Origin of the sequence: Paenibacillus auburnensis, from assembly GCF_927798115.1 — a bacterium.
Taxonomy (GTDB): Bacteria; Bacillota; Bacilli; order Paenibacillales; family Paenibacillaceae; genus Paenibacillus_AQ; species Paenibacillus_AQ auburnensis.
Map to the genome: position 1 here is coordinate 1,375,401 of NZ_CAKMMG010000001.1, position 21,281 is coordinate 1,396,681.

Sequence of the window (21,281 nt, forward strand, 5' to 3'; positions counted from 1 at the left end):
TTCTGAACAATTACTGTTTTCGCTTCAACCACTTGTTGATAAATCCCTTGATGCCCTGCACCTTGGTTGTATCCGCCGAATCGGCGGCCAGGTAATTGAGGGCAAGCCGTTGCACGTCTTTGGCTGCTGCACTGTTCGGAAAAGCCACTGAGAATGGAACTTGTTTTTTGACTGCCTGAACCACATGCGCATCACTGCTGATAAATCCCAAGAAAGAAATGTCCAATTGCAAAAAGCGGCTGGCCGCCATGCGGATTTTATCGCTGGTGCCTCTTGCTTCCCTTTCATCCCCCGCCTGATTAACAATCAGCTTGAAGGAGACATTAGGATAAGAATTGTGCACAACCTTCATCAGTGCGTATGCATCCGTTATTGCGGTTGGCTCCGGTGTTGTCACCACCAGACAATCATCTGCTGAGGTTATAAATTTTAGCGTCTCCTTGGAAAGCCCCGCCCCCGTATCAAACAAGATGAAATCCATCGTGTCGGCGATTTGTGCAATTTGAGTTGTAAAGTAATTCAGGTCGGTTTCAGAGAGGGAAAAAAGCTCATCCATACCCGAACCGCCTGCAATAAACGGCAGACCGCCAGGTCCAATCTGGATAATCTGTCCGATATCCGCTTCTCTTTTTAACAGATGGTACAGATTGTATTTAGCCGATACTCCCATAAGCACGTCGATGTTGGCCATCCCGATATCGGCATCGAACAAAAGTACCCGCCTACCCATCGCTTTTAGAGCTAAAGCAAAGTTAAGCGTGAAATTCGATTTTCCGACACCGCCTTTCCCGCTGCAGACGGTAATGATCCGGGCGGAGGCTCCGCCACCGGACACGCGTTTGGAGTCCTGGCTTGATACCAGCTGTCTCAAAGATTGCGCCTGATCCATTAAGACCCTCCTGTTCCCAGCAGCACTCCACTGAGCTGTTCTTTGGTAGCCATTAGCAGATCATCAGGAACATTTTGTCCATTAGTCATATAAGACAGTTTGAGCGGAAAGTCATTTAAGACATTGAACAATGGCCCGTAGCTTCCAGTCTCATCCAGCTTGGTGAAAATGACTTTGTCGAGCTGATAACGGCCAAAATGCTCTACAATCATTTTCATATCACGGCTTTTTGAAGTCATGCTTAATACCAGGAAGGTCTCACTTTTCAGCTCTTTAGCCAGCAGACTTTGCAGCTCGGCGACAAGCATTTCATTGCGGTAATTTCGGCCTGCCGTATCCATTAACACCAGATCGCAGCTTTCTAAGCGGAACAGTGCTCTCTGTAAATCCCCTGGTGACTGTACAACCTCCAGAGGAATATTCAAAATAGCGGCATATGTCCGAAGCTGCTCTACCGCCGAGATCCGATAGGTGTCAGAGGTGATTAACCCAACCTTCCTGCCTTGCTTGAACAATTGCTCAGCGGCCAGTTTGGCGATTGTTGTCGTCTTACCAACACCGGTAGGACCAGCGATGTAAACAATTCGCGTATCCGGTGCGATTCCAGTAGAAATCCTGCCGGCAAGGAATCCGTCCACCTGCTCTTTTAACATTTCTTCAAAGTGTTCTGATGTCCAAGTACGGCCTTCGTCATTCCAGCGGTCAAAAACATTGCCGATCCATTCATCTACGAGCACAGCATCCGTTTCCTGTTCGATTAACCGGCGTTTGAACTCATCGAGAATCTCAGGCAGTTCAACTCCGCTTGAGGAGAAGCGGGCAATCCGCTCCATCCAATGCTTCATATCCCTGATCTCCCGGAGCACATCGCTTTCCAGCATTCCGGGAATAGGCTGCTCCAGATCAGTATTAAGTTTATCGTAGAGGGCCGATAAGGAGGTGCTTTCTTCCTTTAGTGGTTCAGCCGGTTGCTTATCAGCCGGTTTGTTCTCCGCTGGTTGGATTCGTTCCTCTTCCTGATCAAGAGGCGGAAGAACAGCTACTGCCCCTCTGGCCTCCTGCGCTTCAGTTAATGCAGCAGCAATCTCTGCAAAGGACTCGGCAGCCCGTTCTTTTAGCGGCATCTGTGACGAAGAAGCAGCTTTTTGATAAGCCTGCGGTACAGCGCTGCGCGGAATATTTACCGGAGGTGCTGTCGTGGCATTACTCGGTACAGCTGGCTTCCGCGTTTCCTCAACTGCAGCTACCACCTCAATCTTCTTTTTTTGGAACATTCCCATAAATCCGCCGATTTTAATCTCTTTGGTGCTTAGGATGACGGCATCGCTTCCCAGCTCGCTGCGGATGGAATGCATCGCGTCAGGCATCGTATCGACCACATAACGCTTCACTCTCATAAGTTCACCACCCCAACGCTTTGAATTTCAATATTAGGCTCCAGCTCGCTATAAGATAACACTGGAATATCTTGCATCGTCCGTTCAATAACCTGCCGCAAATACATCCGGATGGTTGGGGATGTCAGCACAATCGGCTGTTGTCCAGACTGAAGAAGACGGTTAATCTGCTCTGTAAGACGTTGATATACCGTTTGCGTCGAAACCGGATCGAGTGCCAGATAACTTCCTTGCTCCGTCTGCTGAACACTTTCGGAAATCTTTTTCTCCAGATTAGGCCCAACTGTAATGACCCGCAAAGTCTCTCCCGCCTGTGAAAATTGCTGGGTGATCTGCCTGGACAATGACTGGCGTACATACTCGGTCAGAATATCCGGATCTTTAGTATACGTGCCATAATCTGCCAGTGTCTCGAAGATCGTAACCAGGTCACGAATCGAAATCTTCTCACGCAGCAGCTTGCCAAGAACCTTTTGAATATCGCCGATAGCAAGTACTGAAGGAATAAGTTCATCAACCAGCACAGGATAATTCTCCCTGAGGTTGTCGACCAGCTGCTTCGTCTCTTGGCGTCCAAGCAGCTCATGACCATGACGTTTGATCAGCTCTGTTAAGTGAGTAGCCACAACGGAAGGCGGATCTACTACGGTATAGCCGGATAACTCCGCACGTTCTTTAACTGAATCATCAATCCACAGTGCAGGCAGTCCAAACGATGGCTCCACCGTTTCTATGCCATTAATCGACTCATCATCATACCCGGGACTCATGGCAAGATAGTGATTAAGTAATAATTCACCGCCGCCGACGTTATTTCCTTTAATTTTGATGACATATTCATTCGGTTTTAGTTGAATATTGTCGCGAATACGTATAACAGGAACAACAAGACCCATTTCCAGCGCACATTGACGTCTGATCATGATAATCCGGTCAAGTAAATCCCCGCCCTGACCTGTATCTGCCAGCGGAATCAGTCCATATCCAAACTCGAACTCTATCGGATCAACTGTCAGTAAGTTAATTACACTTTCTGGACTGCGTACTTCTTCTATCTGCTTCTCTTCCACCAGCTGCTCCTCGGCAATCAGCTTTTTATTAGCCTTTTGGCCCATACTGTAAGCTGCATATGCCATAAGCCCTGCCAGCGGCAAAGTGGACATTACCGTAATTGGTGTGAAGAACCCGAGAAAAGCGATGGTTACAGCTACTATGTACAGCAGCTTCGGATAAGACAATAATTGACCTGTTAGATCTTCTGCGAGGTTGCCTTCCGATGCTGCCCGTGTAACAATCAGACCAGAAGCAGTTGAAATGAGCAGAGCCGGAATCTGGCTGACCAGACCATCCCCAATTGTCAGTACGGAATAAGTCGAAAGCGCATCCTGGAATGAAAAACCATGAACAGTCATTCCGATAATAAAACCGCCGATCAGGTTGATCAGCAGGATGATAATGCTGGCAATCGCGTCTCCCTTGACGAATTTACTTGCTCCATCCATGGCCCCGAAGAAGTCGGCTTCACGTTCAACGTTACGGCGGCGTTCCCGCGCCTGTTGTTCATTGATCATACCGGCGTTCAAATCCGCATCGATACTCATTTGTTTACCTGGCATCGCATCCAGTGTAAAGCGTGCACCTACCTCAGCGACACGTTCCGAACCTTTTGTAATTACTATGAACTGGACAACGACCAGAATCAGAAACACAATGAATCCGATGGCAATTTGCCCTCTGGCGATCCAGCTACCGAAGGTTGCTACAACCTCACCGGCATGACCATCAGAGAGAATCAATTTGGTAGTTGAGATATTTAGAGCAAGCCGGAATAAGGTCGTGATTAAGAGCAATGACGGAAATATTGAAAATTGCAGCGGGTCCTTCGTATTCATTGCTACCAAAATGATGGTTAACGCTATTGAAATATTGACTATCAGCAGTACATCCAGAAGCCACGCCGGGATAGGCAGAATCATCATAAGCACAATACCGATTATGCCCAGTAGAACTGTTAGATCTTTAGCTTTCAATGTCCTTTTCCTCCCCCGGGCTTATTTCCTCTTGCCTTTAAGCTTATATACATAGGCCAGCACCTCGGCAACCGCCTGGAACAGATCTGCAGGAACCACATCACCGATCTCTGTCCTCTGGAATAATGCCCGTGCCAGCGGCTTATTCTCCATAGTCATAACACCATGCTCCTTAGCCAGCTCTCTGATGCGGAGCGCCACATAATCCTGGCCTTTGGCAATAATCTGCGGAGCTTCCATTTGGGATCCATCATATTTTAGGGCAACTGCAAAGTGCGTTGGATTAGTAATGATTACGTCCGCTTTGGGGACTTCCTGCATCATCCGCTGCATAGCCATTCTGCGCTGGCGTTCCCTGATTTTCCCCTTAATGATGGGATCGCCTTCCATCTTTTTGTATTCATCCTTAATTTCTTGCTTCGACATTTTCAGGCTTTTTTCATGCTCATACTTTTGGTAAATATAGTCGAGGACCGCCATGATGAAGAGTACAGCCCCAATTTTTATTCCAAGGTTCATCGTCAGCTTGGCTACGAACCGGAAAACGCCTTCTGCATCAATATGTGATAGAGAAGCGAAACTCTCTTTTTCACCCCAAAGTGTGCTATATACTAGATAGGCGATTAAAACCAGCTTAAAGATAGATTTAAGGAATTCCACAAATGATCGCATGGAGAAAATATTTTTGAATCCTTTAATCGGATTAATTTTACTGAACTTAGGTGTTATTCCTTCCCCGGTAGCCATAAATCCGACTTGGGCAAAATTCACAACCAATGCCAGCAAAAAAGTAATTCCGAGCAACGGGGCAAGCAGAATTAAAATTTGCATACCATACTCGTTAAACATCTTTGAAACGTTCTCAGCAGTAACCTCCATCATCATACGATTCTGAAAAATGTCCAGAAAAAGCGACATGAACCGTTCTTTCATGAAGCCCCCGAACATAGTCAGGCTGAGAAGTGCCGATAACAACACAACCGCACCGGATATTTCAGCACTTTTGGCTACCTGGCCCTTTTTTCGGGCATCCTGCCGCTTCTTAGGAGTTGCCTTTTCAGTCTTATCTCCCCCGAAATGCTGAAGATCCAGTTTATAGCGTTTGGTGTTCGGCATGTTACTCTCTCCCAACAGCCATCTAAGGGCTTTTTCCAATAAGATTCAACAGATTTTGCATGGACTCAAACATAATGTCGAAGAGATTCTGGAAAAGAACGGCCAGCCCCGGCATCAACAGTACGAGCAGTGCAAGACCTATAATGATTTTGAGTGGAACCCCGATGACAAAAACATTATATTGTGGGGCAGTTCTCGCTAGAAATGCCAGACCCACATCGGTAAGGAACAATGCGGCCACGAGCGGTGCCGACATTTGAAAGGCCAGCGTGAAGGATTGGGCAAACGTACGGACTAGAAAATCCGAAAGGCTGCCATCCTGCATTTTGAGCAAAATATCATTGTTGAGTGGTACCCATTTATAACTGTAGATGATTGCATTCAACAGATAATGATGGCCATTCATCGTTAAAAACATCAACAGGGCGATCATATACTTGAAGTTGCCGATAATAGGAGCAGAAGCGCCAGTCATCGGATCAATTACATTCGCAATCCCAAAGCCGATTTGTATGTCGATAAAAGAGCCCGCTGTTTGAATAGTCATGAACATCAGGTAAGCGATAAAGCCAAGCAGTAGTCCTATTAACACTTCTCTTATAATCAGTAAAATATAAGTTAGATCCTGTGTAACAGCAATCCCCGTTCCCCCCGCGCTAAAAACGACCAATGCTACAAAAAAGGACAGTCCGATCTTGAACGTTGTCGGTACGCTTTGCGAAGAGAATACAGGAACTACAACAAAAAAGGAGGTAATTCGACAAAAAATCAACAAAAAGACGGGAAAACTTTGCAGCAAGGTCTCCATGTCCATCCTCTTAACCGATATACATATAGAGACTGCCCAAAATTTGGCTGGTGAAGTCCACCAGTTTAGTGATAATCCAAGGTCCGAACAGCAGTAAGGCTAGCAAAACGGCAACAATTTTCGGAACGAATGCCAAGGTTTGCTCCTGAATCTGCGTTGTTGCCTGAAATATACTGACTATTAGTCCTACCACCAGACCAAGAATCAGCATGGGGGCGCTTGTTTCCAGCACCAAATATACGGCTTGGCCCGCTAGACCGATAATAAACTCCGTATTCATCCCTCAAGCCTCCTCTTAAGCGTCAGGTGTTAAAACTAAGCAGTAGTGATTTAATGACTAAGTACCAGCCGTCTACCAGTACAAAGAGCATTATTTTAAAAGGTAATGAGATCATAACCGGGGGCAGCATCATCATCCCCATGGCCATCAATGTACTTGAAACAACAATATCAATAATCAGAAAGGGAATGAAAATCATAAAACCCATTGTAAAGGCTTTTTTCATTTCACCGATTGCAAAGGCCGGCACCATCACCGTAAGCGGTATGTCGCTATAAGTAGCAGGTTTGACTGATGCATTATTGCCGGTGTAATTCATAAAAAGCAGCAGATCTTTGGTGTTTGTCTGCTTAAACATAAATTCCTTCATAGGATCGGCTGCTTTGGCAAGCGCCTCGGACTGGGTAAGCGTCCCTTTCATGTACGGCTGCAGCGCCTGTTCATTCACCTGAGAAAGCGTAGGTGACATGATGAACAAGGTGAGGAACAAAGCAAGTCCTACCAGCACCTGGTTCGGAGGCATTTGCTGCGTTCCTAGCGAAGTTCTGACAAAACCCAGCACGATGACGATCCGTGTAAAACTGGTCATAAGCACTAAAAAAGACGGGGCCACACTCAGTACCGTCACAAGGAGCAGTATCGAGATGGAACTGGTCCCTCCGCCGGCGGAACCATCATTATCGCCAACCTGAATATTAATATTCGGAATAGGATCAGCGTGAATTGGATGCAAGAGCAGAACACTAAACATACCTAGCAACAGAAAAGAAAGAATCAGCTTTTTTTTCATAAATCCCTCGACTCATCCTTAAGACCATCATCCCGGAGAAGCTCTTCCATTTTCTCTTTACGCTCAGGTGCCAGCGCAAGCTTGGATTGCAACGTCTCATAAAAAGAGGATGTTTCGTTAAGTTCGATTTCCTGAGAAGGCACTTCTCCGCGCACCTTGGCTTTGATCTTAGCTATAAGCGGCAATAGAAAATTATTCTGTCCTGAAGCTTGATCCTCAAACCGAGAAATAATAAGTGCTACTTCAGCAGGGTCAGTGATTTTATCCAGTATCGAAATATTCTCACCAACCCCGATCAAGTAGAGGCTGTCGCCGATTTCAACAATCTGCACAGACTTATTGGGACCCAATCCGAGCGCACCAAGCGTACGGATGGACTGCCCACTCATTAATGTCTGATTGCGGCGCCCTAGGAACCGGATCAGCAGCACTATGAGGATGATAATGATAGCAAGGACAAAAATAACTTTCAGTAAACTCAGCAGGGGACTACTATCTCCGAGCGTTCCGGAAGCGGATAACATGCCTCGTGCCTAGACGCCCAGCGTTTTGTTAATAGCTTCGATAACACGGTCTGCCTGGAAAGGCTTCACAATGAAATCTTTGGCACCTGCTTGAATAGCGTCAATTACCATAGCCTGCTGACCCATGGCTGAACACATGATGACTTTGGCGTTGGCATCCACTTTTTTAATTTCTTTAAGGGCGGCAATTCCGTCCATTTCAGGCATGGTAATATCCATCGTGATCAAATCCGGACGCAGCTCCTTAAACTTCTCAATAGCCTGCGAACCATCCTGGGCTTCACCCACTACCTCAAATCCGTTTTTCGACAAAATGTCACGGATCATCATTCTCATAAATGCTGCATCGTCCACGATTAGAATTCGGTTAGCCATTTTTAAAAAATCCTCCCTAAGTATGCTTATTGTAATTTTTGAATTCGGTCCCACTGGCTGACGATATCCGTAACGCGAACTCCGAAGTTTTCGTCGATAACCACGACTTCCCCTTTGGCGATCAGCTTGTTGTTAACCAGAATGTCAACTGGCTCACCCGCCAGCTTGTCCAGTTCGATAATCGAACCTTGTGACATCTCTAAAATATCTTTTATCTGCTTCTGGGTCCTTCCTAATTCTACGGTTACTCTCAGTGGTATGTCCATCAATAAATTTAAATTGTTTTCATCAATGTTGCCAAATGCTCCAGCACTCAAGTTAGCAAACTGTACAGGCTGTACATTCACATTGCGATTTGGAGGCGGAGCCTGCGGCGGAGTCTGCGCATATGGCATTCCCTGCGGCGGCATTCCATAAGGCGGCATGCCGGGCATTCCATAGGCAGGCATGCCGGCTGGAGGATAATAATAGCCTCCTTCCATCCCCGGGTAAGGGGGCATTCCCTGCGGCGGATATTGCGGCGGATAACCGCCGGGCTGAGGCGGTGCCTGCTGCGCAGGAGGAGCTGCCGGGGCAGGCTCTGGAGCGGATGGTGCGGATGGTGCCGCTGCAGGCTCTGCAGTCTGCGTTGCTGCCGTCTCTGTGTCTGCCTGGCTGACATCTCCGATGAGCATCGTAACCATATCTTTGGCGAACTGGACTGGCAAGAGCTGCATGATCGTAGAATCTATCAGCTCTCCAATTTTCAGGCGGAATGAGATTTGAATCAGGGTTTCATCATTCGGAAGGCTGCCTACACCTTCACCACTGGACATATTTAGAATATCGATACCAGGGGGCGAGATATTGACAAACCGGTTAAAGATCGTAGACATGGAGGTAGCGGATGAGCCCATCATTTGATTCATCGCTTCCTGCACGGCGCTGATATGAATTTCATTCAGCTCTTCATCCTTAGGGTCACCTTCACCGCCCAGCATTAAATCGGCGATGACCTGTGCATCCCTAATTTTGATGACCAGGGAATTAATCCCCTGAAAACCGTCTACGTACTGTACGTGTACTGCAACGTGCGGTTTAGGAAAAGCTTCCTCAAATTCACCCCGGGTAATAATCGATACCTTAGGGGTAGTTATATCTACCTTCTTGCCAAGCAACGTGGAAAGTGCCGTTGCTGCACTGCCAAATGTAATATTACCGATTTCTCCTAAGGCATCCTGCTCAAACGGGGTTAAGAAGTCCTCTACCGTCTTCTCCTGTGGGGCTAAGGATCCTTCCGCAGATTGTCTGAGAAGAGCATCGATTTCTTCCTGGGATAAATAATCTTTACTCGTCAAACTCTTCAACTCCTTCACTGACAATCTCGTCTATTTGCACAGCCACACGATCTTTTATCATCCCTGGACTTCCGACAAATTTCAGCTTGTCCCCTACCTTGATAGACAATCCTGTATCGACAGTCTTGTTGAGAGATATTACGTCGCCGACACTAAGCCCGAGAAATTCAGCAATGGATAACCTCGATTCGCCTAGTTCCGCCACAATTGGCAACTGTGCCCTATTAACTCTAGATCTAATAGCTTCTAACTCAACCTCATCACGGACCTTTTTCTCAGAAACAAACCATTGATGAACGGATAGCCTTGTCATGATCGGCTCCAGAACAACGTGAGGTATACAAAGATTGATCATCCCGGTGGTATCGCCAATTTTGGTGCTTAATGAAATCAAGGCAATAGTCTCATTGGGTGACACAATCTGCATAAACTGCGGATTCGTCTCCAAGGCTTCCATCCGGGGATTAATGTCCAGCACGGTCTTCCAGGCTTCCTGCAGACTTTCAAAACATCTGCTGAAGATCCTTTCCATAATGGTTGTTTCAATTTCGGTCAGTGCACTGATTTTGCTTGGGGCAGTTCCAAACCCGCCAAGCATTCTGTCCAGCATTGCAAAGGCAATATTCGGATGCACTTCCATAACCATCCGGCCTTCAAGCGGTTCGGCTTCAAAAATATTCAATATCGTCATTTTCGGAATGGAGCGGATAAACTCATCATAAGGGAGCTGCTCTACTTGAACGACATTTATCTGCACGAAGGTGCGCAATTGGGCCGAAAAGTACGTCGTAAGATAGCGGGCAAAGTTATCATGAATCCGTGTAAGGCTGCGGATATGATCCTTAGAGAAACGTACGGCCCGTTTGAAATCATAGGAGCGGATTTTTTTCTGGGTTTCTTCTTTTTTAAGATCGTCGGCATCCATTTCACCGGATGAAAGTGCAGCGAGCAGAGCATCAATTTCGTTTTGTGATAGTACATCAACCAATTTTATCACCCCCCCAACAAGGAATTATCCTTACAGCAGCTAAATAGAAGTCATGATGAAGTTAGTTACTTCAATCTGGGTCAGCTTGCCTTCAGTCAAGGTCTTGTTAATCAGATTTACCAGTTTGCTGCTCAGCTGATCCTTGCCGTTCGCCCCGTTAAGTTCCTCTGGCTTGGTATCGGCAAGCGTCTTAATAATCAGCGGCTTAATCTTGATGTCCTTGATCTTTTCGAATTCCTCCTTGGACTTAACAGCATCCAGCTGGAACGCGAAATTTATTAAAACGATATAATCGGGGTCGGCAAGATTAGTTTTGATGTCGGTGATTTCCGTCGTCAGCTCAACGATTTCATCAGCGCTAAGACTTTTGGCTTCCACATTCTGGACAGCCGCATTCACATCATTCGTATCGCTTGGAAAAATCTTATCCATTAGTAAAAATGCGGCAACTACAATAAGTGTAATCGCCAGTAAAATCGTAATGAGCCACGGCAGCATCTTTTTCATGAAAGCTCCTCCATTGATTGGACTTTAATGGTGGCAGCATATGTGCCTATGTCCCTGTTATAATCCCGAATCTTACTGATTACCTCATCGGCTTTTTCAAGCACGATCAATCTTTTGCCTGTTACAAGTGTTATATAAGTATCTGGACTTTCTTCCACCATTTCTACGAGCAGGGCATTAAGCCACATGGGCGCCCCGTTCAATCTTGTTACCGAAATCATAACAGGCCTCCTTACAATAAATAGGGGGAGGAGCTCCCCCCCATGACTTGGCAATAACGATTCCGTCAAAAGGCGAAACGTTATTCTTATACAGCTTGTTTGTAATAATGGTCAGAAAATTAACGCTTCAGATTAACAACTTCCTGCAGCACTTCATCGGAAGTTGTAATAATCCGTGAATTCGCCTGGAAGCCACGCTGGGAAACGATCATTTCGGTGAACTCGCCGGTCAAATCAACATTTGACATTTCCAGCTGCCCCGCCACAATAGCCCCTGTACCAACTTCTGTATTGTTGGCTGTTGTAGGTGTAAGTTCGCCATCAGCATTGGCATTGAGCGTCATGCGGAAAAGGTTGCCGCCGATTTTCTCAAGGCCCTGCGGGTTGCTTACTTTAGCTACAGCGATTTGTGCACCGGCTTCAGTCGTGCCATCTGCCATAGTCTGTACAATGGTGCCGTTGCTGGAAATCGAGAATGCTGTTACATCCTCACCCAACTGAATGGATTCACCATCAGCATTCAGTACATGCAGTCCGTCAGAGGTGATAAGGTTGCGGCTTGCATCCATGTGAAAGTCCCCGGCACGGGTCAGGAAAGGTGTTTCCTGATCATCTGAAAGCTTAACCAGAAAGAACCCGTCACCGTCAATCCGCAGGTCAGTTGGATTGTTTGTGGTCATTGCACTTCCCGCCATATGCAAGGTATCCACAGAACCGATACTTACACCGAGGCCGATTTGTTTAGCATTCACCCCGCCTTGTCCGCCATCCACCGGTGCAGAAACACCGGATACGGTCTGGCTCATAATGTCTTTGAACATTACACGGCCGGATTTGAAACCGATCGTATTCACGTTAGCAATGTTGTTACCGATAACATCCAGCTTCGTTTGGAAACCGCGCATACCTGAAACTCCTGAATACATTGATCTTAACATTGTTAAAAGCCCTCCCAGATTGTAGAGTCCAAGACTCTTCATTTAGTATTAAAAATTGTTCTTTGAGCTATGGCCGCGTCAGTCGGTCGGCGGTCATTCCGGCTCTCCGGTTAGGACCGGCCGGTTAAGAAATAATAACTGCACTATCAATTTGCGTAAACACATTGTCCTTCATCGAACTTCCATCCATTGCTGTCACTACTGTGCGGTTTGGCACACTTACAATTAAGGCCATGTCCTTCAATAAAATCAAAGATTCCTTACTGCCTTTGGCTGCCGCCTTGTCCACTGCGGACGAAATCTGATCCAACTGGCTGCTTCCAAGTTCTATTCCCCGTTGCTCCAGGCGTTTGGCTGCGTGATTGCTGAACTTAAGCATATTCTTTTGCAGCACACTCTCGAATGACGCTTCTGCAGTAGCAGTATTTTTAACTGCCTGTGTTCTTTGCAGCACTTGTGGATGAACACTTGCGGGATATAACTGGCCTATAGTCAGCCGATCGCTCATGTCGTCACCCCGCTCTCCCCACCATCTGAAGATGTCTCACTGTCACTGACGATGTCAGCTTTAGGAGCAGCATTTTGAATCTGTGTAATATCAGTCAATGCAATACGTTCACTACCTACTACAGCATATTGCACACCACTACTCACTACGATTGACTCGACATTGCCGGTCTTCGGCTGCTCTGTTGCAGCATCTGTCCAAGTGATATCCTTACCGATCAAACCGGATACAGAACCCAGGGACTGATTCAACGCTGTCAGTTGGGTCGAAATGTTCATCAGCTGTTCAACTGATGAGAATTGAGCCATCTGAGCAATGAATTCCTTGTCCTCCATCGGCTGCATGGGATCCTGATTCTGCAGCTGGGTGATCAGTATTTTCAGGAACTGGTCTTTGCCTAGAGTAGAGTTGCCCGTAGTTTTGGATGTTGCTGAATTATTAGAGACGTAATTCCATTGTTCACTGTTTGATACTGGATTTGTCGTTGCCATTTCATTTCACCTCGCTTTTCATAGAGCTAAGCCTTGGCTGAGAAACTTCCTTCTTGGTTTGGATCGTTCTGTTTGGTCTCTGCAACCCAGTCCTTCCATTCACCATTCAGTTCTGCTGCAAGTACCGCATCTCCGACTTCTTCACGGCGTTCCTTGGAACGACCGCCCTGCTGGCCACTCGAACCCGGCTGCCTTCCTTGCTGTCCATTAAACTGTGAGAATAGCGGTGTATTATTCTGTGTAACTTCCAGCTTCTCTACTTGAATTCCCTGGGACTGAAGCGCTGCCCGCAATTGACTCATCTGCTGCTCCAGCATATCCTTGGCGCCGGAATGCGCAGTATTGAATTGAGCAATCAGATTACCGTTTTGCATCGTAATTTTAACATCGACTTGTCCCAGATTTTCCGGAAACAAAGTGATGGTTGCTTCTGCTACTCCGCCTTTTTTGACGATTTCCAGCTTACCGGTAATAAAAGTATCCATCTGCTGTGCAAATTGGCTAACCGGCACCGGAGCTGATTCAGCCTTCAATGGTGCTGTAAGACCGTCTCTAATCGACAATTGACCGGCTGTCACAATATCATGACCTTCTTCCGCTGCTTTCACTTCGGGAAGCGGCTCTTCTATGGAAGCAGATTTCAGTGCTTCTGCAGCGCCTGCTGTTTTGGTCACCTGTGTGCCAATTACAACTGTACTCACTTCTTCAACTGCCGTTGCAGCAGTAGCAGCTGTTTCTGCTTGGTTTTTTGTAGTTACAGTTGAAGGTTTAACAAGCACCGGGACTGTGGTATCAGTGGCTTTCGGATTAATACTGCCTTCTGTTCCGGCCTGTTTAGCCGAAGCTGATGGGATATCCGTAGTATTTGTTCCTTTAACCTTCACTTTATTGTTCTCAGGAGTTACTACCTCAGCCATTATGGCCGAGAACTGGTTGAGAAGTTCAGCCCCTTTAACGGCTGGGGCTTCATTTCCCTTTGCTGCCGCATCCTTAATCAGGCTGACGAGACTGTTAAGCTCATCCTGAACGGCAAAACGTATCGTCTCAGGGTTCTGGGCAAGCGGCGACAACACTACACCTGCATCCGTATTGCCTTCACTCCCACCGGATTCTGCTGTGGCATTACTGCCAGACAACAGAGCTGAAACTTGAAACAGCCATCCTTGCAAAGCTGCCAGCAAAGCAGGATCAGCACTAATGTTTTCATCCAGCTTTTCAACATCTTCAGTAAGACCTTTTAATAGATCTGCACTTTGGACGTTTGCAGCATCGCCTGTTTCTTCACCTGTAGTCTGCACAGCGTTCATCAACCCCTGAAGCAGCGAAGCCAGATTGCCAAGCAGCGGGGTCCCAGTACCCTTTGGTATGCTTCCTCCCATGGTTTGAACAAGCGTCTGTGCAAAAGGCATTGCTGTTGCCCCTCCACCTGCAGCCGCCGCAGTTCCAGCCGCAGCTGTTGTTCCGCCAGCCGTCGTAGATGTCCCATTTGTCGGTACCATATTTCCGCCGGATAATGATGATAAAACTAAACTCATCTATTTTTCACCTCCTCTCAAGTCTTATTTACCGCCCATTAGACGATTTACAATTTTGGCACTCAGCGTACTATCGTTTTTGGTGATTTCACCCAATATTGAAGATCTCACACTATCACTAACCGTATTCAGAATCGTGATTACCTTATCCGGGCTGATCGTGTACATCGAACCTAATAGAGTAGCAGCATCAGCAGCAGGCATCGTGGTAAAGGTCTGACTGAGTTCATCTTGATTCAAGTTGCCGGCAGTTGATGTTGCAGGTGTATCTGTCTGCGTCTGCTTGAGTCTCGATTGAAGGGCTGCAATAGCCATATCGGTAGAATTCGTCGTTTCTTTTAGCTTTACCGACACTTCAGCAGCCTTTTTAGGATCCATTTTTTCGAGGATTGCCGTTTTGCTGGTGTTATTCATTGCACTGAAAATCTGCACCATTTCATCGGCAGTTAAGTTCTCCATAATCGGTGCCGCTTTGGAAGCCTTCATTCCCGCGTAAAGCTTGGCTAACTCGGTCACTTTCTCCTGATATGGATCCACTGTTTCTTCAGTGCTCGCAGTCGCTGCCGCTGCCTCTTCTGTCATGGTGTCAATCTGCTTCTGTAGCGCTTCTAATCGTGTTTTCTGTGCAGTTTTGTCTTCATTAGCCTGCTTTAGCTGGGCTTCCTGTGCAGCAAGCTGGGCCTTCAGCTCTTTAATCGTTGATTCTGAGCTTGCAGCCTGTTCTTCGCTCTGCGCGGCTTCATTATCTGAGGATTCACTGGCCGGATCAGCAACCGGATCAGGAATCCACTTATCCACGACTGGAATCTTATTTGCGATTTCCAGGACGTTGTTACGGATGTCCATATTAAAAAGAGTCAGTAATACACCAAGCAGTACGAGTGTAAATATGATAGGTATCATCAGAAATAAAAAACGCTCGAATTTGCCTGCTGACTCTTCATTTTCAAGTTCCATATCATTTTTAGCCACTAGCGGAAACCTCCCGGGTTAGAGGGATTTCATCGCGAAGCGGACGGTAGCCATCTCATCCAGTTCGTTTTGTTCCCGTAAAATCATATTCTGCTGAAAGATCGTCTGTGCTTTGTCTTTGGCCTTCAGCCAAACCTTCTCATCCAATACTTTTGTGCTGAGATGGTCCTGCTTATGCTGAACTTCCTGATGCGCGCGTTTGATGTCCGAGTGTTTGCGGGCGATACAGTGGTCCAAATGCTCCAAATAATTCTGCATCTCAATGATTTTAGCCATTGGCGTTTTTTGCTCCGCCGCACTTTGCAGCGACAGCATCAGCGAATTCCGCTGATCCAGCAATTCATCAAGGCTTTTCTCCTGGGCTTGCAGTTCTCCGAGCGCGCTTGAGAGCATCCACTCTGCCTGTGTTTTCTCGTTGCCTTTCAAGTCCACAACTTTTTGAAAAGTATAATGGAACCTCATTGCCAATCAACTCCTCGAGAACTGTGAAATTAAAGCTTGCTGAACTTCTGCCAGGGTTACTTTCTCGTTCACTTTTTGCTTCGTGAAATCCCATATGCTGTCAATGTAGTGCATGGACTCATCGATCTGAGCATTGGAACCGCGCTGATAGGCTCCGATATTTATCAAGTCTTCCGAATCCTTGTATACCGCCATAAGCCTCTTTACATTCTCAGCAGCCGCAATCTGCTCCTCGGGAGCAATATCCTTCATTACACGGCTGATGCTGGCAAGCACATCAATCGCCGGGAAATGGCCTTTGTTGGCAATATTACGGTTTAGCACAATATGCCCGTCCAAAATCCCCCGCACAGCATCGGCGATCGGCTCATTCATATCATCACCGTCAACCAGTACTGTATAGAATGCGGTAATGGAGCCCGTTGGCCCGGTTCCTGCCCTTTCAAGCAGCTTAGGCAAACTAGCAAACACGGATGGTGTGTAACCTCTCATTGCTGGCGGTTCTCCAACTGCAAGTCCAACCTCACGCTGCGCCATTGCATAACGTGTGACAGAATCCATCATCAGCATGACGTTCAAGCCCCGGTCACGGAAATACTCTGCTATCGTTGTAGCTATCAGCGCACCCTTGATCCGGATTAATGCCGGCTGGTCTGACGTTGCGACAACGACTACGGAACGCTGCAGGCCTTCTGGCCCCAAATCACGTTCGATAAAATCCAGAACCTCTCTGCCACGTTCACCAATCAGCGCAATGACATTGACATCTGCAGAAGTATTTCGGGCAATCATTCCCATCAGGGTACTTTTGCCGACCCCAGATCCCGCAAAGATCCCAACCCGCTGTCCCTTGCCGATTGTCAGGAGTCCGTCTATTGCCCTGACTCCAATACTGATAGGCTCGTGTACACGAGGGCGGTTTAATGGATTAGAAGGGATATTAAAGGTTGAGCTGTGCGGCATCCGCGCGGGAATGAGTGATCCGTCCAGCGGCTGGCCCAATCCGTCCAGCACCTTGCCCAGCAATTCTGAACCCACCTGAACACTTAACGGTTTACCAGTGCCCACCACATCGCAGCCCGGCCCTATCGCCTGCAGTTCACCCAGCGGCATCAGCAGTACCTTGTTGTCCCGAAAACCTACCACTTCAGCCTGGAGCGGCTTATTGCCTTTTGCCGGATAGATATAACACACATCTCCAATGCTGGCATCCGGCCCTTCTGACTCTACCATCAGTCCGATAACCTGAGTAACCTTCCCGTTGATTCTAACCGGGTCGAAATTACGCAGTTGTTCTTTATATCGTCTACTGTCAAGCATCGCCTTCCCCTTTTCTGTGCTCCTCGGTGTCCAATGCGATTCTTACCAGCTCTTTTTTGATTTCAGCAAGCTGGGTATCGATCCGGGCATCAATACTGCCAAAGGAAGAACGGATCACGCAACCCAGATCTTTGACTGTCGAATCGGGCAGGATTTGCAGCTCTGCCTGGGAGTCCACCGCTAGTGACAGTTCCTCTCTCGCCGAGTTAACAAAGGCGAACTGAGCTGGTGAAACGCACAAGGAGATTAATCCCTGCTCCCTTTTACGTGCCAGATTCTTACGAATCAGATCCATAGCAAACTGCGGTTCTACAGTCAACTGCTTGTCCACGATTTTTTCTGCGATTCCACAGCTTAACTCCACTAGAAAAGGTTCAGCTTCCTGAATTATTACATCTCTCGCCCGGTAAGCTTCCTGAAGCACATTCCGTGCCTCTTCCATCATCTCGGCCATTTTTTGAGCCATATCATGTTCTGCCTGTGTCAGACCTTCCTGGTATCCTTGCTGGAACGCTTCGGATTTGACGGCCTCGATCAGATGCTCATCCTGCTCTCTGCGCTGCCGCCACCATTCCTCTGCTTCCGTCCGTGCCGATTCCACAATATTCTCAGCTTCCAGCGATGCGTTCCTGACCTGACCTTCAGCGAATTCCTGGGCATCCTTCAGCATTTGCCTGCGGGTTTGCTCTGCCTCTTCACGGGCGGGATCATGATAATGAACCTCACCTGCCGCATCTTCTACAGCAGGCTCTTCAGCAAGGCCGGCATGCTGCCTGGCCTGCTCCAACCGTTTAAGCACATCTACCGGAACATATTGGGAGTGTTTAATCAGCCTAGACAATTATGTCATCTCCTCCACCACGGGCGATGATAATTTCACCTGATTCTTCAAGTCTGCGGATCGTGCCTACAATACGTGTCTGAGCCTCTTCAACATCACGCAGCCGGACAGGGCCCATATATTCCATTTCTTCGCGGAAGGTTTCGGCCATCCGTTTGGACATGTTGCGGAAAATAACATCCCGTACTTCCTCGCTTGCAACCTTGAGTGCCAGCTGCAGATCCGCATTTTCGATATCCTTGATAATGCGCTGAATCGAACGGTTGTCCACATTGACAATATCCTCGAACACGAACATCCGTTTTTTGATTTCTTCGGCCAGCTCCGGATCCTGAATTTCCAGGGAATCCAAAATCGTTCGTTCTGTTCCACGGTCTACCCCGTTCAAGATCTGAACAATAGACTCGATACCGCCGGCATTGGTGTAATCCTGCGTAACCGTTGCAGAAAGCTTTTGCTCCAGTACACGCTCAATTTGTGTAACAACCTCTGGTGAGGTGCTATCCATAATCGCGATTCTTCTGGCAACCTCAGCCTGCTTTTCCTGTGGCAAAGAAGACAGGATCGTGGCCGCTTGTTCAAATTGCAAATAAGATAAAACGAGTGCAATTGTCTGTACATTTTCATTCTGAATGAAGTTTAAGATCTGATTAGGATCAGCCTTACGGGCAAAGTCAAAGGGTCTAACCTGCAGCGTTGCCGTCAGCCGGTTGATAACTTCAAGTGCTTTGGCTGAGCCAAGAGCTTTCTCCAGAATCTCCTTGGCGTAGTTGATACCGCCTTGCGAGATATACTCCTGAGCGAGACATATCTGGTGAAATTCGGACATAATCGACTCTTTTTCTACACTGTCCACCTTGCGGACATTGGCAATTTCCAGAGTGAGCTGTTCAATTTCCTCGTCTCTTAGATGTTTGAATATTTGCGCCGATACCTCGGGCCCTAGTGTGATAAGCAGGATTGCCGCCTTTTGGCGGCCGCTGAGACCCTGCTGGCTAGCTTTTGCCATTAGTTCACCTCTGTTCGTCTGCAAGCCATGTGCGCAGCAGATTTACGAATTCATCCGGCTTCTTCTTCGCCAGACTTTCCAGTTGCTTGCGAACCTGACTTTCATTCGTCACGCTCTCCAAGTTAATGGATGGGAACTCGGTAGGAACCTGCAGCGGAATATCTTCTTCCACTTCTTCTTCTTCCTTCTTCTTGCGGCTCCGGTAAATAACGAATCCGCCACCCGCACCGATCAGCAGCGCCCCTGCTGCAATCGCCCAAATCATCCATGTTGCAAGTCCGCCGGAACCGGCAGCCGCTTCATTGCTTCCGAATTGTTGCGAGTATACCGAAACTTTTTTAGTTAGATCAGCGTCTGTATAAGTGACTCCTGAATCTGCCAATGAAGCTCGTACGATATTAACCAGAATGTTCTGAATTGCCGATGAAGTTGCAGCATCTAAAGTTGTTTGTCCGGTAGGTGGTTCAACAGCAACATTTATGGTTAAATCTTTAACAGTATATGGGCTCGCGATAATATCCTTGGTGATCCGGTTCACTTCGTAGTTCCTGGTTTCCGAAGATTCTTCAGAAGTAGAGGTGCCTGTATCTGTTCCAGAAGGATAACCCGAGACATCTTGCGATCCTGTACCCGCAACTCCCCCGGTAGTGTTTCCTTGACCCGAATAGGTGTTGCTGATAATTTGTGAACTAATTTCAATTCCTTTCATATTCTCCGTATCCACCGGTGTGACTAGATCTTCCTTCCGATTTTCCTTATCAAAATTCAGCTTAGAGAAGACCAGAACATCCACCTTATCGGGACCAGTGAGTGTACTAAGAAATTGTTTTACATCCTTTTTGACTTCTTCTTCAAATTTTTTCTGAAGAGTAAAGTTTTCTTCCACCTGGCTGGAAACCCCGGTTTGTCCGCCTCTGGCGCTCGGCATCAATTCGACCTCGTTATTGGCGATCGTAATGTTATCAACCGGCAAATTCGGCACAGCGGTCTTTACAAGATTGAAGTATCCGTCAATATTATCTTGTGAAGGTCTAAATCCCGGATTAAATGTGAGCACCACGGAAGCGGAAGCCTGTTCTTGATCCTCCTGAGAAGCGAAAACCGTCTCTTTTGGAAGATTGATCAGCACCTTGGCATCCTTGATCCCTTGCATCCGTCTCATCAATTGTTCTACTTCACCATTCAATGCATTGTTATATTTGACATTGAACTCACTATCTGTCGTACCGATCATGGACGAGGATTCATCAAAGATTTTGTATCCGATAGAGCCTCCCTGCACGATCCCCTGTGAACCGATATCCACCTTAATACGGGCTGCCTCTGTGCTTGGTACTGAGATGCTTTTGCCATCCGGGCTCAATCGATAAGAAATCCCAGCGGAATCCAGGTAAGTCATGACACCTGCTGAATCTGTACTATCCAGATCTTGAAAGGCTACCTCGTATTCCGTCTTCGAAAGCTGCATGGTCAAAACTACGATTATTATTATGATGATAAACAGGGTAGAGAAAAATAATATTTTCTGTTTACCGCTGAATCTGTTCCAATACTGGGTTAACTTCTCCCTGTACTGGGCAAATCTTTCATTCACAGTGTCACCCCATCCGAAACTAAGCTAGGATTATTTAGATCTGAGTTCTCATAATTTCCTGATAGGCTTCAATCACTTTGTTCCGGACTTGTGTAGTCAGCTGCAAACTCAGCAATGCCTGTTGCGAAGAAATCATCGCCTCATCGATATTGACTTCTCCTAATACAAATTTATTACTCATATCCTTGGCTTGTTGTTCCTGGCCAGCCACCTGATTCAAAGCATCTTCCAGATAAGATCCGAAGCTTTGTTTGGAACCGGTTACTTTCCCAGACTCGACGGCTGCAGATTTCATAGCAAGCGGTTGGATAGCCTGTGTCCCGATAGTTAAATTTTGTATCAACGATTA

At 47.0% G+C, this 21,281-nt stretch carries 24 protein-coding genes; all 24 read right to left on the reverse strand.

The annotated features are described in order from the left end of the window. Window positions 1-10: 10 nt before the first annotated feature. Window positions 11-889 carry a MinD/ParA family protein gene (locus L6H70_RS06285; RefSeq protein WP_236331005.1) on the reverse strand — a complete coding sequence of 293 codons (879 nt, stop codon included), beginning with the start codon at window positions 887-889 and terminating at the stop codon, window positions 11-13. Further along, complete coding sequence (gene flhF / locus L6H70_RS06290; protein WP_236331009.1) at window positions 889-2,286, reverse strand: flagellar biosynthesis GTPase FlhF; 1,398 nt, start codon at window positions 2,284-2,286, stop codon at window positions 889-891. Before flhF ends, L6H70_RS06285 begins: the two co-directional genes overlap by 1 nt. Continuing rightward, entirely contained in the window at window positions 2,283-4,316 is a 2,034-nt protein-coding gene (flhA, locus tag L6H70_RS06295; RefSeq protein WP_236331011.1) for a flagellar biosynthesis protein FlhA, read from the reverse strand. Before flhA ends, flhF begins: the two co-directional genes overlap by 4 nt. Before the next feature lie 21 nt (window positions 4,317-4,337). Beyond that, window positions 4,338-5,432, reverse strand: a complete 1,095-nt coding sequence (gene flhB / locus L6H70_RS06300) for a flagellar biosynthesis protein FlhB (protein WP_236331015.1) — start codon at window positions 5,430-5,432, stop codon at window positions 4,338-4,340. A gap of 22 nt (window positions 5,433-5,454) precedes the next feature. Next, a complete protein-coding gene (fliR, locus tag L6H70_RS06305) occupies window positions 5,455-6,240 on the reverse strand; it encodes a flagellar biosynthetic protein FliR (RefSeq protein WP_236331018.1) in 786 nt (261 codons plus the stop codon). 10 nt (window positions 6,241-6,250) lie between these two features. Continuing rightward, complete coding sequence (gene fliQ, locus L6H70_RS06310; protein WP_038593488.1) at window positions 6,251-6,520, reverse strand: flagellar biosynthesis protein FliQ; 270 nt, start codon at window positions 6,518-6,520, stop codon at window positions 6,251-6,253. A gap of 22 nt (window positions 6,521-6,542) precedes the next feature. Further along, window positions 6,543-7,310, reverse strand: a complete 768-nt coding sequence (gene fliP / locus L6H70_RS06315) for a flagellar type III secretion system pore protein FliP (RefSeq protein WP_236331020.1) — start codon at window positions 7,308-7,310, stop codon at window positions 6,543-6,545. Beyond that, window positions 7,307-7,834, reverse strand: coding sequence for a flagellar biosynthetic protein FliO (locus L6H70_RS06320; RefSeq protein WP_236331023.1), 528 nt, complete (start codon window positions 7,832-7,834; stop codon window positions 7,307-7,309). Before L6H70_RS06320 ends, fliP begins: the two co-directional genes overlap by 4 nt. A gap of 9 nt (window positions 7,835-7,843) precedes the next feature. Beyond that, window positions 7,844-8,209, reverse strand: coding sequence for a response regulator (locus L6H70_RS06325; RefSeq protein ID WP_019910416.1), 366 nt, complete (start codon window positions 8,207-8,209; stop codon window positions 7,844-7,846). Window positions 8,210-8,235: 26 nt separating this feature from the next. After that, entirely contained in the window at window positions 8,236-9,546 is a 1,311-nt protein-coding gene (gene fliY / locus L6H70_RS06330) for a flagellar motor switch phosphatase FliY (protein WP_236331027.1), read from the reverse strand. Then, window positions 9,536-10,534: a flagellar motor switch protein FliM gene (gene fliM, locus L6H70_RS06335; protein ID WP_206100590.1), complete on the reverse strand. Its 999-nt coding sequence runs from the start codon at window positions 10,532-10,534 to the stop codon at window positions 9,536-9,538. The genes fliY and fliM overlap by 11 nt, the downstream gene beginning before the upstream one ends. A gap of 39 nt (window positions 10,535-10,573) precedes the next feature. Continuing rightward, window positions 10,574-11,041, reverse strand: a complete 468-nt coding sequence (locus L6H70_RS06340) for a flagellar basal body-associated FliL family protein (protein WP_054941073.1) — start codon at window positions 11,039-11,041, stop codon at window positions 10,574-10,576. After that, the gene (locus L6H70_RS06345; protein WP_206100591.1) at window positions 11,038-11,262 is read right to left on the reverse strand and encodes a flagellar FlbD family protein; all 225 of its coding nucleotides are present in this window, start codon (window positions 11,260-11,262) and stop codon (window positions 11,038-11,040) included. The genes L6H70_RS06340 and L6H70_RS06345 overlap by 4 nt, the downstream gene beginning before the upstream one ends. A gap of 119 nt (window positions 11,263-11,381) precedes the next feature. Then, window positions 11,382-12,200, reverse strand: a complete 819-nt coding sequence (gene flgG / locus L6H70_RS06350) for a flagellar basal body rod protein FlgG (RefSeq protein ID WP_236331030.1) — start codon at window positions 12,198-12,200, stop codon at window positions 11,382-11,384. A gap of 124 nt (window positions 12,201-12,324) precedes the next feature. After that, entirely contained in the window at window positions 12,325-12,708 is a 384-nt protein-coding gene (locus tag L6H70_RS06355) for a TIGR02530 family flagellar biosynthesis protein (RefSeq protein ID WP_236331032.1), read from the reverse strand. Continuing rightward, the gene (flgD, locus tag L6H70_RS06360; protein WP_236331035.1) at window positions 12,705-13,199 is read right to left on the reverse strand and encodes a flagellar hook assembly protein FlgD; all 495 of its coding nucleotides are present in this window, start codon (window positions 13,197-13,199) and stop codon (window positions 12,705-12,707) included. Before flgD ends, L6H70_RS06355 begins: the two co-directional genes overlap by 4 nt. Window positions 13,200-13,225: 26 nt before the next feature. Continuing rightward, entirely contained in the window at window positions 13,226-14,734 is a 1,509-nt protein-coding gene (locus L6H70_RS06365; RefSeq protein ID WP_236331038.1) for a flagellar hook-length control protein FliK, read from the reverse strand. 24 nt (window positions 14,735-14,758) lie between these two features. Then, complete coding sequence (locus L6H70_RS06370) at window positions 14,759-15,706, reverse strand: MotE family protein (protein WP_236331041.1); 948 nt, start codon at window positions 15,704-15,706, stop codon at window positions 14,759-14,761. Between the two features lie 18 nt (window positions 15,707-15,724). After that, window positions 15,725-16,168 carry a flagellar export protein FliJ gene (gene fliJ / locus L6H70_RS06375; RefSeq protein WP_054941080.1) on the reverse strand — a complete coding sequence of 148 codons (444 nt, stop codon included), beginning with the start codon at window positions 16,166-16,168 and terminating at the stop codon, window positions 15,725-15,727. A 6-nt stretch (window positions 16,169-16,174) separates the two neighbouring features. Further along, on the reverse strand, window positions 16,175-17,488 hold the full coding sequence (fliI, locus tag L6H70_RS06380) for a flagellar protein export ATPase FliI (protein WP_054942108.1): 1,314 nt from the start codon (window positions 17,486-17,488) through the stop codon (window positions 16,175-16,177). Further along, on the reverse strand, window positions 17,481-18,329 hold the full coding sequence (locus tag L6H70_RS06385; RefSeq protein ID WP_236331044.1) for a FliH/SctL family protein: 849 nt from the start codon (window positions 18,327-18,329) through the stop codon (window positions 17,481-17,483). The genes fliI and L6H70_RS06385 overlap by 8 nt, the downstream gene beginning before the upstream one ends. Further along, window positions 18,322-19,338: a flagellar motor switch protein FliG gene (gene fliG / locus L6H70_RS06390; RefSeq protein WP_206100600.1), complete on the reverse strand. Its 1,017-nt coding sequence runs from the start codon at window positions 19,336-19,338 to the stop codon at window positions 18,322-18,324. The genes L6H70_RS06385 and fliG overlap by 8 nt, the downstream gene beginning before the upstream one ends. A 4-nt stretch (window positions 19,339-19,342) precedes the next feature. Continuing rightward, a complete protein-coding gene (gene fliF / locus L6H70_RS06395; protein ID WP_236331047.1) occupies window positions 19,343-20,932 on the reverse strand; it encodes a flagellar basal-body MS-ring/collar protein FliF in 1,590 nt (529 codons plus the stop codon). 34 nt (window positions 20,933-20,966) lie between these two features. Then, on the reverse strand, window positions 20,967-21,275 hold the full coding sequence (gene fliE / locus L6H70_RS06400; protein ID WP_423802775.1) for a flagellar hook-basal body complex protein FliE: 309 nt from the start codon (window positions 21,273-21,275) through the stop codon (window positions 20,967-20,969). Window positions 21,276-21,281: the final 6 nt, after the last annotated feature.

Bases quoted from the DNA above. Each gene is read 5' to 3' on its own strand.
- L6H70_RS06285 (WP_236331005.1), bottom strand. From the start codon at position 889: ATGGATCAGGCGCAATCTTTGAGACAGCTGGTATCAAGCCAGGACTCC.
- flhF (WP_236331009.1), bottom strand. From the start codon at position 2,286: ATGAGAGTGAAGCGTTATGTGGTCGATACGATGCCTGACGCGATGCAT.
- flhB (WP_236331015.1), bottom strand. From the start codon at position 5,432: ATGCCGAACACCAAACGCTATAAACTGGATCTTCAGCATTTCGGGGGA.
- fliR (WP_236331018.1), bottom strand. From the start codon at position 6,240: ATGGAGACCTTGCTGCAAAGTTTTCCCGTCTTTTTGTTGATTTTTTGT.
- fliQ (WP_038593488.1), bottom strand. From the start codon at position 6,520: ATGAATACGGAGTTTATTATCGGTCTAGCGGGCCAAGCCGTATATTTG.
- fliP (WP_236331020.1), bottom strand. From the start codon at position 7,310: ATGAAAAAAAAGCTGATTCTTTCTTTTCTGTTGCTAGGTATGTTTAGT.
- L6H70_RS06320 (WP_236331023.1), bottom strand. From the start codon at position 7,834: ATGTTATCCGCTTCCGGAACGCTCGGAGATAGTAGTCCCCTGCTGAGT.
- L6H70_RS06325 (WP_019910416.1), bottom strand. From the start codon at position 8,209: ATGGCTAACCGAATTCTAATCGTGGACGATGCAGCATTTATGAGAATG.
- L6H70_RS06340 (WP_054941073.1), bottom strand. From the start codon at position 11,041: ATGAAAAAGATGCTGCCGTGGCTCATTACGATTTTACTGGCGATTACA.
- L6H70_RS06345 (WP_206100591.1), bottom strand. From the start codon at position 11,262: ATGATTTCGGTAACAAGATTGAACGGGGCGCCCATGTGGCTTAATGCC.
- flgG (WP_236331030.1), bottom strand. From the start codon at position 12,200: ATGTTAAGATCAATGTATTCAGGAGTTTCAGGTATGCGCGGTTTCCAA.
- L6H70_RS06355 (WP_236331032.1), bottom strand. From the start codon at position 12,708: ATGAGCGATCGGCTGACTATAGGCCAGTTATATCCCGCAAGTGTTCAT.
- flgD (WP_236331035.1), bottom strand. From the start codon at position 13,199: ATGGCAACGACAAATCCAGTATCAAACAGTGAACAATGGAATTACGTC.
- L6H70_RS06365 (WP_236331038.1), bottom strand. From the start codon at position 14,734: ATGAGTTTAGTTTTATCATCATTATCCGGCGGAAATATGGTACCGACA.
- fliJ (WP_054941080.1), bottom strand. From the start codon at position 16,168: ATGAGGTTCCATTATACTTTTCAAAAAGTTGTGGACTTGAAAGGCAAC.
- fliI (WP_054942108.1), bottom strand. From the start codon at position 17,488: ATGCTTGACAGTAGACGATATAAAGAACAACTGCGTAATTTCGACCCG.
- fliG (WP_206100600.1), bottom strand. From the start codon at position 19,338: ATGGCAAAAGCTAGCCAGCAGGGTCTCAGCGGCCGCCAAAAGGCGGCA.